The sequence below is a fragment of the Bacillus sp. FSL K6-1366 genome (assembly GCF_037976695.1).
GTDB classification, from domain to species: Bacteria; Bacillota; Bacilli; order Bacillales; family Bacillaceae; genus Bacillus; species Bacillus subtilis.
In genome coordinates, this window is sequence record NZ_CP150268.1 from 461,732 (window position 1) to 481,483 (window position 19,752).

Sequence of the window (19,752 nt, forward strand, 5' to 3'; positions counted from 1 at the left end):
GCCTTCTTTCCTGTATCATACGTTTCCAGACTGCCGAGGGAACAATGTTTGATCATTTTAAACCTATTTCTCCCCCAAGCAGGAGGAGAGACTTTACAGCACAATATCAAGCACTTGATCAAGTTTCAGCTTATAAAGCTGATTCTCGTCTCCTTTTATCCATACTGCTTTTTCAAACTCTTCATACCGGCAGATCTTCCCGGTGCAGCGGACAATCTCACCGTCCTGAAAGCAGCTGACAGTGATATCCTGAGCAAACTCCATCGCGGCGCAAAGCGTTTGATTCAGCTCTTCCAGCTTATCGGGGTCAAGGATCGGCTTTTGCAGCTTCTGTTTAAGTCGCTTTCTCTCCAGCAGGCTTTGCTTATGTTCCGGCAGAAACATCCTGCTCCCTTCCCACAGCAGGTTGCCCCTTTTTAAATGGTCGTTCATTTATAGTGCCCCCCTATTTTAGCCGCGCGTTCAAATGCCTGGCCTGCCGCTGTCAGTGACGCCGCCCTGATGATTGCTGTATCGCCGAATCGATTTTTAATGCCGTCCATCACATAGCCTAGGCTCATTTTCTTTGCATAATCCTGAAATAAATTGAGCTGCCATATGTCATCAGATGAGAGCTGAGACAGATTGACACCGAGGCGGCGGACGGGTTTCCCGTCCCAAAATGTAAGAAACAGCCGTCGTACAGCCTCATATACATCCTGCGTAGAATTAGTCGGCTCTGCCAGCTTCACTTGCCGGTTGAAGCCCGTCGGCCAATCAAAATCAGCACCCCGGCAGCTCACTGACACTGTCTGCCCCATGACCCCGGCGTTTCGGCTTCGCCTGCACACCTCTTCACTCAGCTCAAGCAATACGACCTTGATTTCTTTGTCAAAGTGTTCGTAGTCTCTCGGGAGAGTCATTCCATGGCCTATCGCCTTTTGCCCGTCCAGAGACGAAGTTGACACAGGGGAATAGTCGATTCCGTTTGCCGTCATCCACAGCACGTGGCCGTTAATGCCCCATTTCTTTTTTAAAAGATCGAGCGGAAAAGCCGCGAGCCCGCCGATCGTGCTGATGCCCATTCGATTTAAATGATGCTTCATGCGGCTCCCGACGCCAAACATGCTGCCCACCGGGAGCGGCCACATTTCGGTTTTCATATTTTCTTTCGTTAAAGTAAAAATACCGTTCTTATTCTTTTTGGCAAAATTGTCACACGCAATTTTGGCCAGCGCTTTGTTAGGGCCGATTCCGACCCGTGCATAAACGCCGATCTCCCGCATGATTCTGCCCTGAATGCTTTTCGCGATCTCCATCGGCGTCCCAAACAGCTTCTGGCTGCCTGTAATGTCCATGAACTGTTCATCGATAGAATAAGGCTCCACAAGGTCTGTATACTCCTCGAGAATGGCCGTAATTTGCAGTGATACATCAATATACCGTTGCATACGCGGCCGGAGCACAACAGCCTCAGGACACTTTTCCTGCGCCTCCCACAGCCGTGAAGCATTCACCACACCTTTTTGTTTCGCCAGCGGGCAGGCAGCCAATACCACTCCGCCCCTTTTTTCAGGGTCACCCGAAACAATGACAGGCTTATTTTTCAAATGTGGATTTTCCGCTTTCTCTACAGATGCATAAAACGATTGCATGTCAACGAGAAAAATCACTTTTTCTTTCATCATACACACCTCTAAAAAGAACTTATGTTCGTTTTTCATTATATGCGAAAGTATGTTCGTTTTATACTGGTAAATGATTCTTGTCTGACAGAAAATATGATCCAAGGGTTTGAGAGAAGAAAAACATTTAGTAGAATAAAAGCGAAGCATAAGGATAGGAGAGTCATGATGGAGGAATTTGTCGAAAAAATGATGGGACAGGCATTGCGTCAATACGGCAGAAACGTTGCTATAGACCCGTTAAGCCCGTATGAAAAACAAAGCCTGAAAGCGGCTCTACAAGAGAGACGGAATGAAGAACCGGATGAGGATTTGCATGCGCATATAGAAGATATCATTTATGACTATGTCACAAACCAAGGTCTGTTCTCTTAAACGCATGACTGTCAGTTCTTTCAGCCGCTGATGCGGCTTCCCTTTGAAAACACCGCCTGAAACAAATAAACAGTCTCAGGCTTACAGAAAAAAGCAGGATTTTCTCACGCTCCATAGATTCATATGGCCTGGCGTAAAATTCCCCTCAGTGCTCGCGCAAAACGGAATAAGCTGTCCATGATCACGCGTATACACTTTTTCGAAGAGATGTGCTCTCTTGTTCTGTCATGCGGCCCATGCCGGTTTTCAGCGTACATCTTGATCTCATAGCCGGTTTCACTGCCGATATGATCTACGTCCTGGCGGCTTAAACTAACACACTCTCACTGACCAATCGCTTTGCTTTTCATCGGACATCCCGTCATTTTCCTTCTTCAATTTCAAGATGTAAACTCCGTCAGCCACACGCATCCTCAACGCATAGTATATTGCCATCCATACAATCAGGCATACTACATGTCAATAACGAAATATTTTGAACGATCTATTGGAGAAGGAAATTTTTTCATATATGATAGAGAAAGATCATACATACAGGAGAGAATATAATTCATGAAGAAATGGAAAGATATCCACCCGATCAGCTGGACAATTATAATCGGAACCATTTTCGGCAGAATGGCAACATCGATGAGCATTCCTTTTTTAGCGATTTATTTGACAGCCGTCCAAGGCGCATCAGCTTCCTATGCAGGGCTGGTCATTGCCGCGAGCTCATCAGTCGGCATCCTCGCAAGCTTTTACGGCGGATATATCTCAGATAAATTCGGCAGAAAAAACATGATGCTTGTATCGATTTTCGGATGGATGCTGGTATTTGCAGGCTTTGCGGCAGCATCTAATCTCTGGGTGTTTTTTGTAGTAAACGCATTAAACGGTCTTTGCAAATCACTGTTTGAGCCCGCTTCAAAGGCCTTGTTGTCTGATATGACAGAAGAAAAAACGAGACTGCTAGTTTTTAATTTACGCTATGCGGCTATTAATATCGGCGTTGTCTTCGGACCTGTGCTTGGCCTATATTTCGGCTCATCGCAATCGACTACGCCCTTTTTGGTGCCTGCAGTCATTTACGGACTATACGGAATTGTGCTTGCCCTCCAATTTAAAAAACATCCATCCTTATCAGCACCAGCCCAGTCCCGAAATATGAGCGTGCGGGAAGCGTTTATGGTCACGCAAAAGGATTATCTTTTTACCATTGCTTTGGTCGGCATTACGCTATGCACCTTCGGCTACTCACAATTCAGTTCCACATTCCCTCAGTATATGGCGCAGAACCCCTTGATCGGCAATGGAACGAAGCTGTATGGGCTGATGCTGACATTAAACGCAATCGTTGTGTTGGCGACGCAATTTCCCATTGTCCATTTTGCAAAACGGTTTTCGCCGCTTTGTTCTCTGATGCTCGGTAATGTGATGGTTAGCATCAGCATGGCCATTTTCACCGTATCACACGGTGTTCCATCAATTGTGATGATTGTCATCACATTTACAATCGGCGAAGTGCTTTTATTCTCTATGATGGATTTGTATGTAGACCAGATTGCAAAACCAGGATTAAAGGGCACTTATTTCGGGGCAATCGGTTTTTCACAGCTCGGAAACGTCATCGGCCCTTGGGTCGGGGGGATATGTATAGACCTGTTTGGCGCTGGCCGGCCGATTTATATTTTTTCTGTCCTGAGCGGCATTACCCTGCTCGGCCTGCCATTTTTAGCGTTCGCCTATCGGCAAATGAAAATGGAGACCACAAAACACCGTTCCCGTCTGGAAAAGCCGCTTTACATAAAAAACGGAAGAGAATGAATCTCTCCCGCAAACATGAGGTGAAGAACATGAATATAGGTGATGTGATGTTTCAGCTGTTTGTATTTATTATATTTGCCGCTGTCGTCTTTGCGGCTGTTACAGGCTTCAAGTATGCGAAAAACCGAAAAGCGCAGCTGGATCGCATTGAGAAAAAGCTGAACAGCCTGTCCGAAGATCACGATTAACAGCTTGGGGCAACGAGCTCTACCTTAATCCGGTCTGGATCCTCACAAAAGACTGCATAATGCCCGTCTCCTCCGGCAAAAGGATGCCTGTCTCGGTACAACACACGATAGCCTTTTGCCGTGAGTTTTTCGGTCATCAAATCGACTTGAAGCTTGGATTCAGCATGAAATGCGAGATGGTTCAGACCGACTCGGCATCTATGGTATTTCGGCTCTAGAAATGACTCTTTCGCCTGCACAATCACTAGGTAAAAACGATCTTTCTTCCAGCTGATGCCTGAGCTCCATTTTTGATACTCTTTATAACCAAGTTCTTTTAAGAACCAGCCCCAAAACCGCCTAGACGCCTCCAAATCAGAGACATACAGTTCAATATGATGCACAATTTCATACCCTCCTTACCAGCACTTCCTCGACCTTATGCCCGTCTCCCTTACGCAAAATGAGATCTGACCTGAATTTAGTCGGCAAAATATTTTCATATAAATTCGGCCGGTTGACACTCTCCCAAATCGAGGCTGCCATCTCGTCAGCCTCCTGATCGGACAAGTCTTTAAATTTATGAAAATATGAATCAGGATTTTGAAAAGCTGTTTCCCGAAGCAGGCGAAAACGCTCTAAATACCAAGTGAAAATCCGGCTTTCCTCCGCATCCACATAAATCGAAAAATCAAAGAAATCGGAAACAAAAATACGCGGGTTTTCCCGGTCATCCTCCAAGGTGGGCGACTGAAGAACATTAATGCCTTCAATAATCACAATATCCGCCTGTTCTACAACCTCGAACACACCTTCCTCGCGGTCATAGGTTAGATGGGAATACACCGGGGCCTTTACGCTGTCCTTTCCTGATTTTAAGTCATTCAAAAATTCGAGCAGCGCCTTTACATCATAGCTTTCAGGAAATCCTTTTCTTGACATCATATTTTTCTTTTTCAGCTCGGCAGTAGGAAATAAAAAACCATCTGTCGTGATAAGGCTCACTTTTGGACGGTCAGGCAAACGCGAAAGCAGCTTCTGCAAGATCCGCGCCGTCGTGCTTTTTCCGACTGCGACACTGCCAGCAATGCCGATAATAAACGGAATTTTGGCTGAATGTGGGTGCTTCAAAAAAACATTGACATGCTTATTGCGTTCAGCCGCAGACTTGACATGTAAATGAAGCAAGCGAACAAGCGGAATATAGATCGTCTCCACTTCTTCAACAGATAGATAATCATTCAATCCTTCCACAGCTTTTGCCTCTTCTTCAGATACAGCAATCGACAAATGCCCCCCAAAACCTGACCAAGACTCCCGATTGTGCTGTGTATATAAAGTATGTAGGTTAAGTTCTTTATTTTTCACTGTTTACACCTGACTCTCTGTAGGTTAAAACCCTTACAAAGATTGTAACGGAAAACCTTTTCACTGTCTGCTTATTTTTCATTTCGTTTTTTTAGCAAATCAGCACCGATTCGGTTATACGCAGCCATTTCATCTTTTGGAACCATGCTTCCTCCCGTTCCCCAGACGACATGTACGGCATGTTCCATCTTATATTTCTGAGCATAGTGCCTTCCCTCTTCTGTCGTAAGAAGCTGAACCGGCCCGAACATGCCGGCAAGAGCAGAGGGCTCTAAATATTTATCTTCAGATACAGCCAACATATGAAGCAAAGTATAAAGCGTATTGTCCTCTACCGTATAACAGCCGCTCAGAAGCGGTTCAATCAGCTTGCCGACAAATCCTGACGGTCTCCCTACGGCAAGTCCGTCAGCAGCAGTCTGATTATCCAGGCCGATATCCTGGACGGAGATCTTTTCGTGAAGTCCTGAATAAAGCCCTAACAGCATACAAGGTGAATGAGTTGGTTCTGCGAAAAACACATGAACATGATCTCCGTATAAAAGCTTCAGCCCAAATGCTACACCGCCCGGTCCTCCGCCGACTCCGCACGGCAGATACACAAACAAGGGCGTCTCAAGACTTGGCTTTATATTCATACAGTCAAGCTGTGTTTTTAATCGGCTTGCGGCAACAGCATATCCTAAGAACAGCTGACGAGAATGTTCATCATCAATAAAATAACAGAATGGATCTTGTTCCGCCTGCCGTCTCCCCTCGTTCACCGCTTCGCTGTAATCTGTTTCGTACTCCATAACAGTGACTCCCTTTTGGCGGAGGAGATCCTTTTTCCACTGCTTAGCATCGGCGGACATATGCACTGTCACGCGAAAGCCGAGTGCCGCGCCGATGATGCCGATGCTTAAACCTAGATTTCCTGTCGAACCGACAGCAATCGAATAGCGGGAGAAAAACCCGGTAAACCGCTCTTCCTGTAAGATGCGGTAATCATCGGTTTCCTGAAGCATTCCTTCTTGAAGCGCGAGATTTTCAGCATGCTTTAACACTTCATAAATCCCGCCCCTCGCTTTAATCGATCCTGAAATCGGAAGCTCATGGTCGCACTTTAAAAGCCATCTTCCGGGAAATGGCTGTTGATATGCCGCTTCCAGCTTTCCCTTCATATGCTGCACCTCAAAAAGCGGAGACTCGATGATTCCTTTAGCGCCTTTCGTCTCAGGAAACACCTCGGCAATGTAAGGTGCAAACCGCTGCATTCTTTTTTCCGCTTCCGCTATCTCGGTTGCCGACTCATCTGCACGGGGTATTGGCCCCTCTTTCTTGCCTGAATTTGCCCAGAATACAGGCTCTGCATCAATCAGTTTCTGAATAAACGGATCTTTAAGCAGAGCATGAAGGACTTCTGAATGAACTGACATTCAACAATCTCTCCCTTCCACTATCAAAAACTGCCTCGTGAGAAACAAGCCACTCCACCACAGGCAGTTCCATCATTATTTTTTCATGAGCGCGCGTCCTGCCAGCTTTTCTACAAGAGCTGGAAACAGCTGATACAGCTTAGTGCCGGCATTCATTAAACGCGGAAGATTGATCTCCCGCTTTTTCGTAAAAATTGCAGCTGTAATTTGAGCTGCCACGTCATCAGGATCAAGCATCCAGCGGCCGACATTTTTGGCGTAGTCCCCGCCTTTATCAGCAATGGAAAAAAAGTCCGTCTGAATCGGTCCCGGGTTGACTGTTGTCACATAAATGCCGGTTCCCGAAAGCTCCATCCGCAAAGCGTTTGAGTAACCTAACACGGCATGTTTGGTCGCGGAATACAGGCTAGACTTCGGTGTTGCGATTTTCCCCGCTTGAGAGGCGATATTGATGATATGGCCCTTTTTTTGCTCAAGCATTTGCGGAAGCACCGCTTTTGTACAGGCGATCAAGCCGAAGACATTCACATCAAACATCGCTTTCATGTCATCCAATGTAGAGTCTAAAACCGTTTCAAATATACCGAAGCCCGCATTGTTAATCAGTACATCAACCGAGCCGATCTGATCGCGGACCCGGGCAATATCCTCTAGGCGGCCGACATCCAGAGGAAAAATCTCACACTGTCCGCTCCATTCCTCGGTTATTTTCCTTTTGATTTCTATCAAACGATCCTCGCGTCTAGCCGACAGCAGGACATGGGCTCCTTCAGCCGCGCATAAGTATGCGATTCTTTCACCAAGCCCTCCTGAAGCGCCGGTTATCCAAATCCTTTTTCCCGCTATATGTTTCACCCATTTCACCTCTTCATTGTTTTAAAGTATGCGGTATTTCCTTCCCAATATGACGTGATGGCTTCTTCAGCCTCCAACACATCAAGGTGACCTGCCGTTTCTGACATCGTTAAAAACAATTCCTTTTCATATACAGCAGGAAAAAGCTGCTGACAGACCTGAAAAGCGGTCATTGGCTTTTCATCCAGCATGCGACGCACATCCTCCGTCCTGTTCCTCTGCTTGTCAAAACGCTTCTCAATCAGCGCTTGTACACTGGTGATAGGCTCGCCGTGACCAGGAAATACGATTGTTGGATCAAGTTGAGACAGCCTTCGCAATGACCGCTGATAATCCACTAAAGGCTTTGACCTGACGTCTCCCGCTTTCGGCGCTTCCAAAATCGGATTAGACGAGCTGTTGGCCAGCAGTAGATCGCCGCCAAGCATCCTTCCGCTTTTTTCATGGAACAGAACGATATGCGATTCAGCATGTCCAGGCATCTCCAACACAGACCAGCCCTCAAGCCCATCTATGCCCATACCTTCTCTGATTGATTTTGTCAGAGATCTCGTACAGGAAAATGCGTACGCTGATCGAATCAGCTTTTCCGCCTTCCCCGTATCAAATGGAACGCCTAATTCAGGCAGCAGCTTTTGAAAAAAACGTTTTTGCCAATCCATAAAGGCTTGATTTCGGCTGATATAAGGTTCGTTGAATGTATGCCCAATCACTTCGATTTCATCTGAAAAGACATCAAGCAAGCCTGCATGATCAGCATGATGGTGAGTCAGTACAACCTGCTCGATATCTGACATTTTCACATTTACAGCGGCAAGCTGCTCTTGCAGGGCTCTGGCAGCCTCTTTTGTATTCGGCCCGGCATCGATAAGTGTCAGTGCATCACCTTTTACGAGGTAAACGATAACATCGCCGACAGCAAACGGCGTCGGGACGCGGATCGCAATTACATCTTCAGTTGTCATCCTTTCGCTCCTTGTCTTCATTCATTATTCATATTTTAGCTTTTTCTCGGTCTTGTGTCATTATTGCAGAATGAGAACAAACCTTTTTGAAAAAGCTATTGACATTAGCTTGTCCGCCATTGCATAATGAACAACAAACTAAAACGAGAACCATTGGAACGCTATGACGAGGAATAGTATACAAGGCAATGGCCTAAGAGAGCGATACCCCCGGCTGAAAGGTGTTGCGGCCCGCTTGTTTGTAGAACCTGCCCTCAAGTCGCGGTTAGGAAAACCTAAACGTTTCCCGCGTTACGGGGATTTGAGCTGAGCACAATTTGTGCTAATGAGGGTGGTACCGCGAACCTTTTCGTCCTTTACGTGATGAAAAGGTTTTTTGTTGTTCTGATAGAAGGAGGATATCAATGAAAAAGATAGGATTTGTCGGCGCCGGGTCAATGGCAGAAGCAATGATCAACGGCATTTTGCAAAGCGGCATCACAAAACCAGAACATATCTATATTACAAATCGCTCAAATGACGAGCGTCTGATTGAATTAAAGGAAACGTACGGCGTGCGTCCATGCAGAGATAAAAATGAGTTTTTCACTCACACCGATATCATTATCCTCACTTTCAAACCGAAAGACGCGGCGGAAAGCATCGACAGCATACGGCCGTATATCAAGGACCAGCTTGTCATTTCAGTACTTGCAGGCCTTACCATCGAAACCATTCAGCATTATTTTGGCAGAAAGCTCCCGGTCATTCGCGTCATGCCGAATACATCAGCGGCAATCAGAAAATCAGCAACCGGATTTTCCGTAAGCGCTGAAGCAAGCCAGAATGATATTAGTGCCGCAAAAGCTCTATTGAAAACAATCGGTGATGCAACACTGGTTGAGGAGCGAGATCTTGACGCTGTCACTGCAATCGCAGGCAGCGGCCCGGCCTATGTGTATCGTTATATTGAGGCGATGGAAAAAGCGGCACAAAAAGTAGGATTAGATAAAGAAACGGCAAAAGCACTCATTTTGCAGACAATGGCAGGGGCAACAGATATGCTCCTTCAAAGCGGCAAACAGCCGGAAAAGCTGCGTAAAGAAATCACCAGTCCTGGGGGCACTACAGAGGCAGGTCTTCGCGCTTTACAGGACTCCCGCTTTGAAGAAGCAATTATTCACTGTATTGAAGAAACAGCTAAACGGAGCGCAGAAATCAAAGAACAGTTTGCCGTTGCCGCCTTAGAGAGACATTCTTAGATGTAAGACAAAAACAGAAGGCACTGTGCCTTCTGTTTTTTATTTTTCCCGCAGCAGCTGGCCGGCAGATTCTGATTGCTTTAATAGCGCGGAGATCGTAAATGAAAGCAAATCGGGAAGCACTTCAAAGGAATAAGGCATATACAATCTTTCCGTCCATTTATGCGGGTCTTTACCAGCCGGACCGACATTTAAAACCGGAACATATAAAGCCTGATTTTTACCGCTTGGCAATGAATATCCTCTGTTAAAGAGCGGCATATTGCTTGTGTATGCATCAACCTCCTGTTTTTCCAGCTGAAGATAACTCAAGTCCGAAAGTCCGGGGAAGTACTGAACCTCCCGTAATGCAATGCCGTATCGCTCAGCCGCATAATGCTTTATCTGATCTGCTGTATTTCTGATCAATTGATCATCCTTTGAAGAAACAGCTGGATAAAGCGGCGGACTATAAAACAGAACGATGAGCGGCGCATCCTCCTTACAAAGCGAAGCAAGCTCAGAAACAATTTTCGTCGAAAAATCCCTGTCTCCAAGCTCCCCCCTGTTAGCAAAGGCATAATTTAGAGCCCGCTCTGTTTCCGAGATCCCCGCACGCTTTTTTGCACGCGAGACCAGCTCATCAAATGTCAAAACAGTGACGTCCCGCTCAATCGGCTGAAATGGCTCAAATTGTTGAAAATCCTGTGTTTTCTTCCGAACGTTCGACATGATTTCCTCCGCCGCCTGTTCTGCTGTTTTAAGCAGCATCTGATGCAGCTCACTAGCTGAGCGTTTCATTGACAGCACATTAAATAATGTGACGGCTGTATGCGGTGTCTGGACTGAATATGCCTCTTTCAAGTCCTTTTGCATTAAGTTTACCGGCGGCGGAGTGACCTCGCCATCAACCTTTTCGCAATAATCAGCATTCAGTTCAAGCAAACGGTTAATCTCAGATACCATTAAATTTGCGTTTAGACCTGAAAACGGCTCTCCAACATGTGTCTCAATCCCCTTGCAGAAAAAACCCGCAAGCACCTTGCCAATGCTTCCTGTATAAAAATATTGCTGCTGATCGCCGGGAAATTTTTCAAACATCGGTTCGGCATCCAGGCAAGCGGTTAATGTGATATCATGCTTTTTCTCCATCTCCTTCAATGCAGGAACCGCTTCAATCATGCCTCTTGAATTCACTTCCTCGTCCGGAACCGTTATCAACAGCAGATTGCCCTCAAAATGCCCGTTCATTGCCCTCTCCAGCATCGACAGTTGAATACAAAGCCCCGCTTTCATATCCATCGTCCCTCTTCCGAACAGCCAGTCTCCGCTTTCGGCATCTCTTCTCACACGTTCCGGGAGCAGCTCTTTTTTCTCTAAAAAGGAGCTCAAAAGCTCAGCAGGCTTGCAAGCCATATGTTTAAATTCGCCGTAATCTTCTATGTCAACGACATCAAAATGACTCAGCAGAAGCACTGTCTTTTTGACATTCTTCTTTTTGACTAGAGCCGTAAGAAAAGATCTGCCATCGTCCATCGGATGAAGTGTTACATCATCAGGGTGCTTTTGAAAATAGGGCTTGTCCTTCAAAATAAAATAAAGATACTCTGCAAGCGCTGCCTCGCCCTTTGAACCGGTGATGCTTTCGTATTGCACAAGAGAAGTTAAAAGTGCCAGCAATTCGTCCTTCGTCTGCCAATTCATTGATTCCGCCCCTCCTATGAATAAAAATGCTTCTATACTGAAAAATAAACTGATTTCTCGTCTATTATACAGAAATGTTTGACAAAAGCGGTTCATTTGAGCAGTTTATATGACGGGAAAGAAATGACTTGATATAATCAATCTCTAAAAACCTTACGGGAGGCGAAAGAAATGGCCAGAAAATTATTTACACCTATTACAATTAAAGATATGACGTTAAAAAACCGCATTGTCATGTCGCCAATGTGCATGTATTCTTCTCATGAAAAGGACGGAAAATTAACACCGTTCCACATGGCACATTACATATCGCGCGCAATCGGCCAGGTCGGACTGATTATTGTAGAGGCGTCAGCAGTTAACCCTCAAGGACGAATCACTGACCAAGACTTAGGCATTTGGAGCGACGAGCATATTGAAGGCTTTGCAAAACTGACTGAGCAGGTCAAAGAACAAGGTTCAAAAATCGGCATTCAGCTTGCCCATGCCGGACGTAAAGCTGAGCTTGAAGGAGATATCTTCGCTCCATCGGCGATTGCGTTTGACGAACAATCAGCAACACCTGTAGAAATGTCAGCAGAAAAAGTAAAAGAAACGGTCCAGGAGTTCAAGCAAGCGGCTGCCCGCGCAAAAGAAGCCGGCTTTGATGTGATTGAAATTCATGCGGCGCACGGATATTTAATTCATGAATTTTTGTCTCCGCTTTCCAACCATCGAACAGATGAATATGGCGGCTCACCTGAAAACCGCTATCGTTTCTTGAGAGAGATCATTGATGAAGTCAAACAAGTATGGGACGGTCCTTTATTTGTCCGTGTATCTGCTTCTGACTACACTGATAAAGGCTTAGACATTGCCGATCACATCGGTTTTGCAAAATGGATGAAGGAGCAGGGTGTTGACTTAATTGACTGCAGCTCAGGCGCCCTTGTTCACGCAGACATTAACGTATTCCCTGGCTATCAGGTCAGCTTCGCTGAGAAAATCCGTGAACAGGCGGACATGGCTACTGGTGCCGTCGGCATGATTACAGACGGTTCAATGGCTGAAGAAATTCTGCAAAACGGACGTGCCGACCTCATCTTTATCGGCAGAGAGCTTTTGCGGGATCCATTCTTTGCAAGAACTGCTGCGAAACAGCTCAATACAGAGATTCCGGCCCCTGTTCAATACGAAAGAGGCTGGTAATGCCCATAAGAGATATCCTGTAGAGGATATCTCTTTTTTTATTTTTAGAGAAACGATCGGCTAAGGTTCTCCGTCTCCCTAGTAGAACCAATTAGAGGAGATGACTCCAATGAAATCAGCTTGGATGGAAAAGACATATACAATTGACGGATGTGCGTTTCATACACAGCACCGGAAAGGATCAAGCGGTGTAACGATTGTCTTTGAGGCCGGCTATGGTACTTCTTCTGAGACGTGGAAACCATTAATGGCGGACATTGATGATGAATTTGGCATTTTCACATATGATCGGGCAGGCATAGGAAAAAGCGGGCAAAGCAGAGCTAAACGAACAGCTGATCAACAAGTGAAAGAATTGGAGAGTTTGCTTAAAGCAGCTGATGTAAAACCTCCTTATTTGGCTGTTTCACACTCATACGGAGCTGTCATCACCGGTTTATGGGCCTGCAAAAACAAGCATGATATTATCGGCATGGTCCTTCTTGACCCAGCTTTAGGCGATTGCGCCAGCTTTACCTTTATACCCGAAGAAATGCACAAATCACATACGAGAAAGATGATGCTTGAGGGCACACATGCAGAGTTTTCAAAAAGTCTGCAGGAGCTCAAAAAGCGGCAAGTCCACTTAGGAAACATGCCTCTTCTTGTGTTGTCATCAGGAGAACGGACTGAGAAATTCGCTGCTGAACAGGAGTGGCAAAACTTGCACAGCAGCATATTGTCTCTATCTAACCAAAGCGGCTGGATTCAAGCTAAAAACAGCTCCCACAACATCCATCATGATGAACCTCATATCGTTCACTTGGCTATTTATGACGTATGGTGCGCAGCGTGCCAGCAGGCCGCTCCTCTTTACCAGGCAGTCAATTAACGTAAAAAAAGACCGGGCCGTAAGGGATTCCCGGTCTTTTATATTATTTTGTTTCACGGTGAAGGGTATATTTCTTTAAACGCGGTGAATATTTTTTCAGCTCCAAACGGTCTGGATTGGTGCGTTTATTTTTTGTTGTGATGTAATTTCGGTCTCCCGTTTCAGTGCAGGCTAAAGTAACATTTACTCTCATAATTAACATCTCCTTATAAAGCGTAATGATTACGTTTTATTATACAACGTCATCACAAATTGTCAAATAAGAGCTCCGCCTTCAGTCTCGCGGGACGTTTACCTCTAAGAAATCATATGCCGCCACGCTATTGGGGAAAACGTCAACCGCTTCTTTTTGAAGCTCCAAAGAAGCATCTCCCTGATATCTTGCGCTGATATGGGTTAAAATGAGCTGCTTCGCTCTTGCTTCTTTCGCTGTTACAGCCGCTTGTTCCGTTGTACTGTGATAATAATCATAAGCAAGTTTACGGTCTTCCTTAGCAAAGGTTGCTTCATGAACAAGCACATCACAATCCCTCGCAAGCTCTTTTAGTTTGTCACTTACTCTCGTATCACCGGAGAACACAACAGATCTTCCCTTTTTAGGAGGCTCCAGAAAATCATTCCCATTGATGATTCGTCCGTCTTCAAGCGTTACCGTTTCGCCTTTTTTGATTTTCTGATATACAGGTCCGGGCGGGATGTTCATTTCTTTTAATACGTCAGCCTTCAAGGAACCCGGTACGTCTTTTTCCTGCACACGGTACCCGAAGGCTTCCACTCCATGAATAACAGATACCGCTGTGACAATAAACTGATCGTCCTCAAACACGATTCCTTCTTCAATTTCCTGGATCGCAAGCGGATATGTCAAATGGGTTTTCGTGACGGCAAGGCTTGTTTCAATAAACGCCTTGATCCCTTTAGGTCCGTACACTGTCAGCTCGTCCTCTCCGCCTTGAAAGGAACGGCTCCCCAGAAGCCCCGGAAGTCCGTATACATGATCGCCGTGCATGTGTGTAATAAAGATTTTCTCTATTTTACGAGGTTTAATCGTTGTATGTAAAATTTGATGCTGTGTGGCTTCCCCGCAGTCAAAAAGCCATACCGAACGCCTTTCTTCAAGCAATTTTAATGCCACCGACGTTACATTTCTCGCCTTGGCGGGGATGCCGGCTCCCGTCCCTAAAAAAAGTAATTCCACGTTTCCTTCCTCCTACTAGAACCAGATACCTACAAGAATACAGGATCAAGCGGAAAATGTGAATCTTGCCTCTGAAAAGAACAATCCTTTCGTGCTAGAAACATTTTTTCAGCATTCTGCTTAAAAAAGGGCTTAAATGTTTGCTTTCGTTGAATTTTAGATTTAAAATGAAGGAAATATACGGGGTGTACTAAAATAAAGCTTCGAATAAAGTGAGGTACTTTTAGTGAAAACAAACCAACAACCAAAAGCAGTAATTGTCATATTCGGTGCAACTGGAGATTTAGCAAAACGAAAATTGTATCCGTCTATTCACCGTTTATATCAAAACGGACAAATCGGAGAAGAGTTTGCAGTGGTAGGAGTTGGAAGAAGACCTTGGTCTAATGAGGATCTTCGCCAAACTGTTAAAACATCCATTTCCTCATCTGCAGATAAGCATATAGATGATTTCACGTCTCATTTTTACTATCACCCGTTTGACGTGACAAACCCTGGTTCTTATCAAGAGCTAAACGTATTGCTTAACCAGCTGGAAGATACATATCAAATTCCTAACAACAGAATGTTCTACTTGGCAATGGCTCCTGAATTCTTCGGAACGATTGCAAAAACATTAAAATCAGAGGGTGTAACAGCTACAACCGGCTGGTCCCGCCTTGTCATCGAAAAACCGTTCGGCCATGATCTGCCAAGCGCACAGGCATTGAATAAAGAAATCCGCGAAGCATTTACGGAAGATCAAATTTACAGAATCGACCATTATCTAGGCAAACAAATGGTTCAGAACATTGAAGTGATTCGATTTGCCAATGCGATTTTCGAACCGCTTTGGACAAACCGCTACATTTCAAACATTCAAATCACATCTAGCGAATCACTAGGCGTTGAAGACCGCGCAAGATATTACGAAAAATCAGGCGCCCTTCGCGACATGGTGCAAAACCATATTATGCAGATGGTTGCCCTTCTTGCAATGGAGCCGCCTATCAAATTGAACACAGAAGAAATCCGCAGCGAGAAAGTGAAGGTGCTGAGAGCACTGCGTCCTATTGCAAAAGACGAAGTGGATGAATACTTTGTGCGCGGACAATATCAAGCTGGTGAAATTGACGGTGTACCGGTTCCTGCTTATACAGATGAAGATAATGTCGCTCCTGACTCCAATACAGAAACCTTTGTTGCCGGCAAGCTCTTGATCGACAACTTCAGATGGGCTGGTGTTCCATTCTACATCAGAACCGGAAAACGAATGAAAGAAAAGTCCACAAAAATTGTCGTTCAATTTAAGGACATTCCGATGAACCTGTACTACGGTAATGAAAACAACATGAATCCGAACTTGCTTGTCATTCATATTCAGCCTGACGAAGGCATTACGCTTTACTTAAATGCTAAAAAGCTTGGCGGAGCAGCACACGCACAGCCAATCAAACTCGATTATTGCAGCAATTGCAATGACGAGTTGAACACCCCTGAAGCATATGAAAAACTAATTCACGACTGTCTTCTTGGCGATGCAACAAACTTTGCACACTGGGATGAAGTTGCCCTTTCTTGGAGCTTTGTCGACTCTATTTCTGAAACATGGGCAGCAAACAAAACCTTATCTCCTAACTACGAATCAGGCTCAATGGGACCGAAAGAATCTGATGATCTTTTGGTGAAAGACGGCTTACACTGGTGGAATATATAATAAGAAGAAAAAAGCCGAAAATGTTTACAAGCATTTTCGGCTTTTTTACGCTGAACAAAGGTATAACAATCTCCTTAATAACAAAACCCCCAAAGCTTAAGAGCTTCGGGGGTTTCTATTGATTACTTCATCCATTCAGTATGGAAGATGCCTTCTTTGTCAGTACGCTCATAAGTATGAGCGCCAAAGTAGTCGCGCTGTGCTTGGATTAAGTTTGCAGGCAGTACGGCTGTGCGGTAGCTGTCATAGTAGGCTAATGCGCTTGAGAATGATGGCACCGGCACACCTTGGGCAACTGCAAGTGAAATCACTTGGCGAAGCGCTCCTTGATAGCTTTCTACAATATTCTTGAAATAGCTGTCAAGAAGCAGGTTGTCAAGCTCAGGCTCGCGATCGTAAGCTTCTTTGATCTTCTGAAGGAATGCCGCGCGAATGATGCAACCACCGCGGAAGATCATAGCGATTTCACCATATTTCAGATCCCAGTTATATTCTTCAGAAGCAGCTTTCATTTGGGCAAATCCTTGCGCGTATGAACAGATTTTACTCATGAACAACGCTTTTCTGACCGCTTCAATCAGCTCTTCTTTATTTTCTGTAACAGGCTTCACTTCTGGTCCTGAAAGAAGTCCGCTCGCTTTTACACGCTCTTCCTTCATAGCTGAGATAAAGCGTGCGAATACAGATTCAGTAATAATCGGAAGCGGAACGCCTAAGTCAAGTGCGCTTTGGCTTGTCCATTTTCCTGTTCCTTTTTGGCCTGCTTTATCAAGAATCACATCAACAAGCGGTTTGCCTGTCTCTTCGTCTTTTTTTGTGAAGATGTCAGCCGTAATCTCAATCAGGTAGCTATCAAGCTCACCTTTATTCCATTCAGCGAAAACTTCATGAAGCTCATCAGCAGAAAGGCCCAGCACCTGTTTCAGAATGAAATATGATTCAGAGATCAGCTGCATATCTCCGTATTCAATTCCGTTGTGCACCATTTTTACGTAATGGCCGGCGCCGTCCGGACCGATATATGTCGTACAAGGTTCTCCGTCAACTTTTGCAGAAATGGCTTCAAGAATCGGTTTTACAAGCTCATGTGCTTCTTTTTGTCCGCCAGGCATGATAGAAGGTCCTTTAAGCGCTCCTTCTTCTCCGCCGGAAACGCCTGTTCCGATAAAATGAATGCCGCTTTCAGCGAGTTCTTTGTTACGGCGCTGTGTATCTTTATAGTATGTATTACCGCCGTCAATTAAAATATCATCCTTCTCTAGATGAGGAAGAAGAGATTGAATTGTCGCATCTGTTGCAGTTCCCGCTTTAACCATTAATAAGATTTTGCGCGGTGTTTCCAAGGATTGGACAAATTCTTCAATGCTGTAAGTGCCAACAACATTTTTTCCTTTTGCCTCCTGTAAAAACTCCTCAGTTTTACTGCTTGATCTGTTGTAAACAGAAACAGAAAATCCCCGGCTTTCGATATTTAAAGCCAGATTTTTACCCATGACCGCAAGTCCGATAACGCCGATTTGTTGTTTTGACATATTCTAACGTCCCTTCTGCAAACGTTTAATCATTTTAAAATTTAAATTAAAATAAAATGATATTTATAATAAAGAAATTACCATACATTCACCCTTTTTTTCAAGCGATTCAGCTTTTCTTTTCATCTTGAAAAAAATCTTTATTAAAGCTTGTTCCCTTTGTTTTGCTCTCCTCTTTTTTTAACGTTGCCCCTTTTCTGATCAGTTTGGTACCGTACTTTTTATTCAGCTTTTCCATCATCTGCTGAATGGGCTCATCCTTCGCATCTTCATTAAAGCTGAACAAATCGAGCTGTTTATAGGCCTGCTCTTTTTCTACTAAATCCGTTCCGGTAATGCCAAGCAGCCTGACAGGATTTTTATTCCAATGTTTAAAAAAGAGGTGCTCCGCTTCTTTCAAAATGTCATTTTTTTGATCAATCGGGTTTCTCAGCGTAGTGCTTCTTGTGATGGTTTTCCAATCCGCATATCTAATCATAATAAAAAGCTTCGAAGCCATGACTTCCTTGCGCTGTAAACGGTCACTCACAGAAGCGGCAAGCTTTCTAAAGACGCCTAACAGCTCTTCTTCATCACTGGAATCATGGGAAAGTGTCGATGAGTTGCCGACGCTTTTAAATTCGTAAATGCGCTCCGGGTCAACCGGCGCATGGTGAATGCCATTTGCTTTATTTTTAAGGCGCGGACCGTTGATGCCAAGCAGGCGCTTCAGCGAGTGTTCATCAGCTGCAGCTAGCTCTCCGATTGTATGGATGCCGAGTCCCTTCAGTTTTTCCGCTGTCTTTTTGCCGACTCCGTGCATCTCTCCAACAGGAAGCGGCCACAGGATATCAGGCACTTGCCTCTTTCTTAAGATCGTAATTCCAAGCGGTTTTTTCATATCAGACGCCATCTTAGCGAGAAATTTATTCGGCGCAATCCCTATGCTTGACGGGAGCAGCAGCTCTTTTTGCAGCCTGCTTTGGATTTCTTTTGCCGTCTCTAGAGCGCGGCTGCTGTATGGTGTATCGGTCATGTCCATATAGCCTTCGTCGATAGAGACAGGCTCCACCAGGTCAGTATATTCACGAAGAATGGTAAACATCGCTCGTGAAGAGTTTCTATAGCGGTCAAAGTTCGGCGGAAGAACGATGAGCTCAGGACAATGACGCTTCGCTTGCCAAACCGGCATCGTTGTTTTGACGCCGCGCGCTCTTGCTTCATAGCTGCATGTTACCACAATGCCCTTTCGCTCTTTTACGTTTCCGGCAACTGCGACCGGCTTTCCCCGGAGAGCCGGATCATATGCCATTTCAACCGACGCATAAAAGCTATTCATATCAATATGGAAAATAATTCGGCTCTTTCCCGGCATAAACAAATCTCCTTTTCGGTCATTAGACAACAGCTTGTACATATAGTAAAATGAAGCTATTGAATGGATGTGATGACAATGTTTGTGGAATCGATAAATGACGTTTTATTCTTAGTCGATTTTTTCACAATTATTCTTCCTGCTCTAACGGCAATCGGGATTGCATTTCTCTTACGGGAGTGCCGTGCGGGCGAGCAATGGAAATCAAAACGAACAGATGAACATCAGACGGTCTTTCACATTAACCGAACAGACTTTCTTATTATTATATATCATCGCATTACAACTTGGATACGTAAAGTCTTCCGCATGAATTCGCCTGTGAACGATGAGGAAGACGCCGGTTCTCTTCTTTTATAAACCGCATTTAT

At 44.9% G+C, this 19,752-nt stretch carries 20 protein-coding genes; 8 read left to right on the top strand and 12 right to left on the bottom strand.

The window, feature by feature from the left end:
* Positions 1-93: 93 nt before the first annotated feature.
* Positions 94-432 (bottom strand): YolD-like family protein, encoded by a 339-nt coding sequence (locus tag MHI44_RS02445; protein WP_024572747.1) that lies wholly within the window; start codon positions 430-432, stop codon positions 94-96.
* On the bottom strand, positions 429-1,667 hold the full coding sequence (locus tag MHI44_RS02450; RefSeq protein ID WP_080121355.1) for a DNA polymerase IV: 1,239 nt from the start codon (positions 1,665-1,667) through the stop codon (positions 429-431). Before MHI44_RS02450 ends, MHI44_RS02445 begins: the two co-directional genes overlap by 4 nt.
* 165 nt (positions 1,668-1,832) lie before the next feature.
* Here MHI44_RS02450 and MHI44_RS02455 point away from each other — a divergent pair, with 165 nt between their 5' ends.
* The 3 genes from MHI44_RS02455 to MHI44_RS02465 all read left to right on the top strand — a co-directional run bounded on the left by MHI44_RS02455 (position 1,833) and on the right by MHI44_RS02465 (position 4,033).
* Positions 1,833-2,039, top strand: coding sequence for a YqzH family protein (locus tag MHI44_RS02455; protein ID WP_339203502.1), 207 nt, complete (start codon positions 1,833-1,835; stop codon positions 2,037-2,039).
* Positions 2,040-2,591: 552 nt separating this feature from the next.
* The gene (locus tag MHI44_RS02460; protein ID WP_015714218.1) at positions 2,592-3,845 is read left to right on the top strand and encodes an MFS transporter; all 1,254 of its coding nucleotides are present in this window, start codon (positions 2,592-2,594) and stop codon (positions 3,843-3,845) included.
* Positions 3,846-3,874: 29 nt separating this feature from the next.
* Positions 3,875-4,033 carry a hypothetical protein gene (locus tag MHI44_RS02465; RefSeq protein ID WP_004398585.1) on the top strand — a complete coding sequence of 53 codons (159 nt, stop codon included), beginning with the start codon at positions 3,875-3,877 and terminating at the stop codon, positions 4,031-4,033.
* On the opposite strand, the gene MHI44_RS02470 is transcribed toward MHI44_RS02465, so the two are convergent.
* The 5 genes from MHI44_RS02470 to MHI44_RS02490 all read right to left on the bottom strand — a co-directional run bounded on the left by MHI44_RS02470 (position 4,030) and on the right by MHI44_RS02490 (position 8,618).
* Positions 4,030-4,416, bottom strand: a complete 387-nt coding sequence (locus tag MHI44_RS02470; protein ID WP_192857882.1) for a VOC family protein — start codon at positions 4,414-4,416, stop codon at positions 4,030-4,032. The genes MHI44_RS02465 and MHI44_RS02470 overlap by 4 nt on opposite strands.
* A gap of 4 nt (positions 4,417-4,420) precedes the next feature.
* On the bottom strand, positions 4,421-5,380 hold the full coding sequence (gene coaA, locus MHI44_RS02475; protein ID WP_003245966.1) for a type I pantothenate kinase: 960 nt from the start codon (positions 5,378-5,380) through the stop codon (positions 4,421-4,423).
* Between the two features lie 71 nt (positions 5,381-5,451).
* Positions 5,452-6,798, bottom strand: coding sequence for a D-serine ammonia-lyase (gene dsdA, locus MHI44_RS02480; protein ID WP_192857883.1), 1,347 nt, complete (start codon positions 6,796-6,798; stop codon positions 5,452-5,454).
* 75 nt (positions 6,799-6,873) lie between these two features.
* Positions 6,874-7,653, bottom strand: coding sequence for an SDR family oxidoreductase (locus MHI44_RS02485; protein ID WP_015483409.1), 780 nt, complete (start codon positions 7,651-7,653; stop codon positions 6,874-6,876).
* Positions 7,654-7,658: 5 nt separating this feature from the next.
* On the bottom strand, positions 7,659-8,618 hold the full coding sequence (locus tag MHI44_RS02490; protein WP_043857773.1) for an MBL fold metallo-hydrolase: 960 nt from the start codon (positions 8,616-8,618) through the stop codon (positions 7,659-7,661).
* Positions 8,619-9,022: 404 nt separating this feature from the next.
* Here MHI44_RS02490 and proC point away from each other — a divergent pair, with 404 nt between their 5' ends.
* Entirely contained in the window at positions 9,023-9,859 is an 837-nt protein-coding gene (gene proC, locus MHI44_RS02495; RefSeq protein ID WP_212058854.1) for a pyrroline-5-carboxylate reductase, read from the top strand.
* A gap of 39 nt (positions 9,860-9,898) precedes the next feature.
* On the opposite strand, the gene MHI44_RS02500 is transcribed toward proC, so the two are convergent.
* Positions 9,899-11,542, bottom strand: coding sequence for a M20/M25/M40 family metallo-hydrolase (locus MHI44_RS02500; protein WP_339202808.1), 1,644 nt, complete (start codon positions 11,540-11,542; stop codon positions 9,899-9,901).
* Positions 11,543-11,713: 171 nt separating this feature from the next.
* Between MHI44_RS02500 and namA the strand changes: the two genes are divergently transcribed.
* Together namA and MHI44_RS02510 are read left to right on the top strand one after the other, a co-directional pair.
* A complete protein-coding gene (namA, locus tag MHI44_RS02505; protein ID WP_003230377.1) occupies positions 11,714-12,730 on the top strand; it encodes an NADPH dehydrogenase NamA in 1,017 nt (338 codons plus the stop codon).
* Positions 12,731-12,839: 109 nt separating this feature from the next.
* On the top strand, positions 12,840-13,601 hold the full coding sequence (locus MHI44_RS02510; RefSeq protein ID WP_003230373.1) for an alpha/beta hydrolase: 762 nt from the start codon (positions 12,840-12,842) through the stop codon (positions 13,599-13,601).
* A 43-nt stretch (positions 13,602-13,644) separates the two neighbouring features.
* Here the strand turns inward: MHI44_RS02510 and rpmG are convergent, their stop codons facing one another.
* Positions 13,645-13,794, bottom strand: a complete 150-nt coding sequence (gene rpmG / locus MHI44_RS02515) for a 50S ribosomal protein L33 (protein WP_003226511.1) — start codon at positions 13,792-13,794, stop codon at positions 13,645-13,647.
* A gap of 81 nt (positions 13,795-13,875) precedes the next feature.
* Positions 13,876-14,799, bottom strand: a complete 924-nt coding sequence (gene rnz, locus MHI44_RS02520) for a ribonuclease Z (RefSeq protein ID WP_080529516.1) — start codon at positions 14,797-14,799, stop codon at positions 13,876-13,878.
* Between the two features lie 226 nt (positions 14,800-15,025).
* Between rnz and zwf the strand changes: the two genes are divergently transcribed.
* Positions 15,026-16,495: a glucose-6-phosphate dehydrogenase gene (gene zwf, locus MHI44_RS02525; protein WP_003230367.1), complete on the top strand. Its 1,470-nt coding sequence runs from the start codon at positions 15,026-15,028 to the stop codon at positions 16,493-16,495.
* Between the two features lie 122 nt (positions 16,496-16,617).
* Here zwf and gndA read toward each other — a convergent pair whose 3' ends face one another.
* Positions 16,618-18,027 (bottom strand): NADP-dependent phosphogluconate dehydrogenase, encoded by a 1,410-nt coding sequence (gene gndA / locus MHI44_RS02530; RefSeq protein WP_003230365.1) that lies wholly within the window; start codon positions 18,025-18,027, stop codon positions 16,618-16,620.
* Positions 18,028-18,136: 109 nt separating this feature from the next.
* The gene (locus MHI44_RS02535) at positions 18,137-19,381 is read right to left on the bottom strand and encodes a DNA polymerase IV (protein WP_015251756.1); all 1,245 of its coding nucleotides are present in this window, start codon (positions 19,379-19,381) and stop codon (positions 18,137-18,139) included.
* Positions 19,382-19,453: 72 nt separating this feature from the next.
* On the opposite strand from MHI44_RS02535, the gene mifM reads away from it, so the two are divergent.
* A complete protein-coding gene (gene mifM, locus MHI44_RS02540; RefSeq protein ID WP_010886563.1) occupies positions 19,454-19,741 on the top strand; it encodes a membrane protein insertion/folding monitor MifM in 288 nt (95 codons plus the stop codon).
* Positions 19,742-19,752 lie beyond the last annotated feature (11 nt).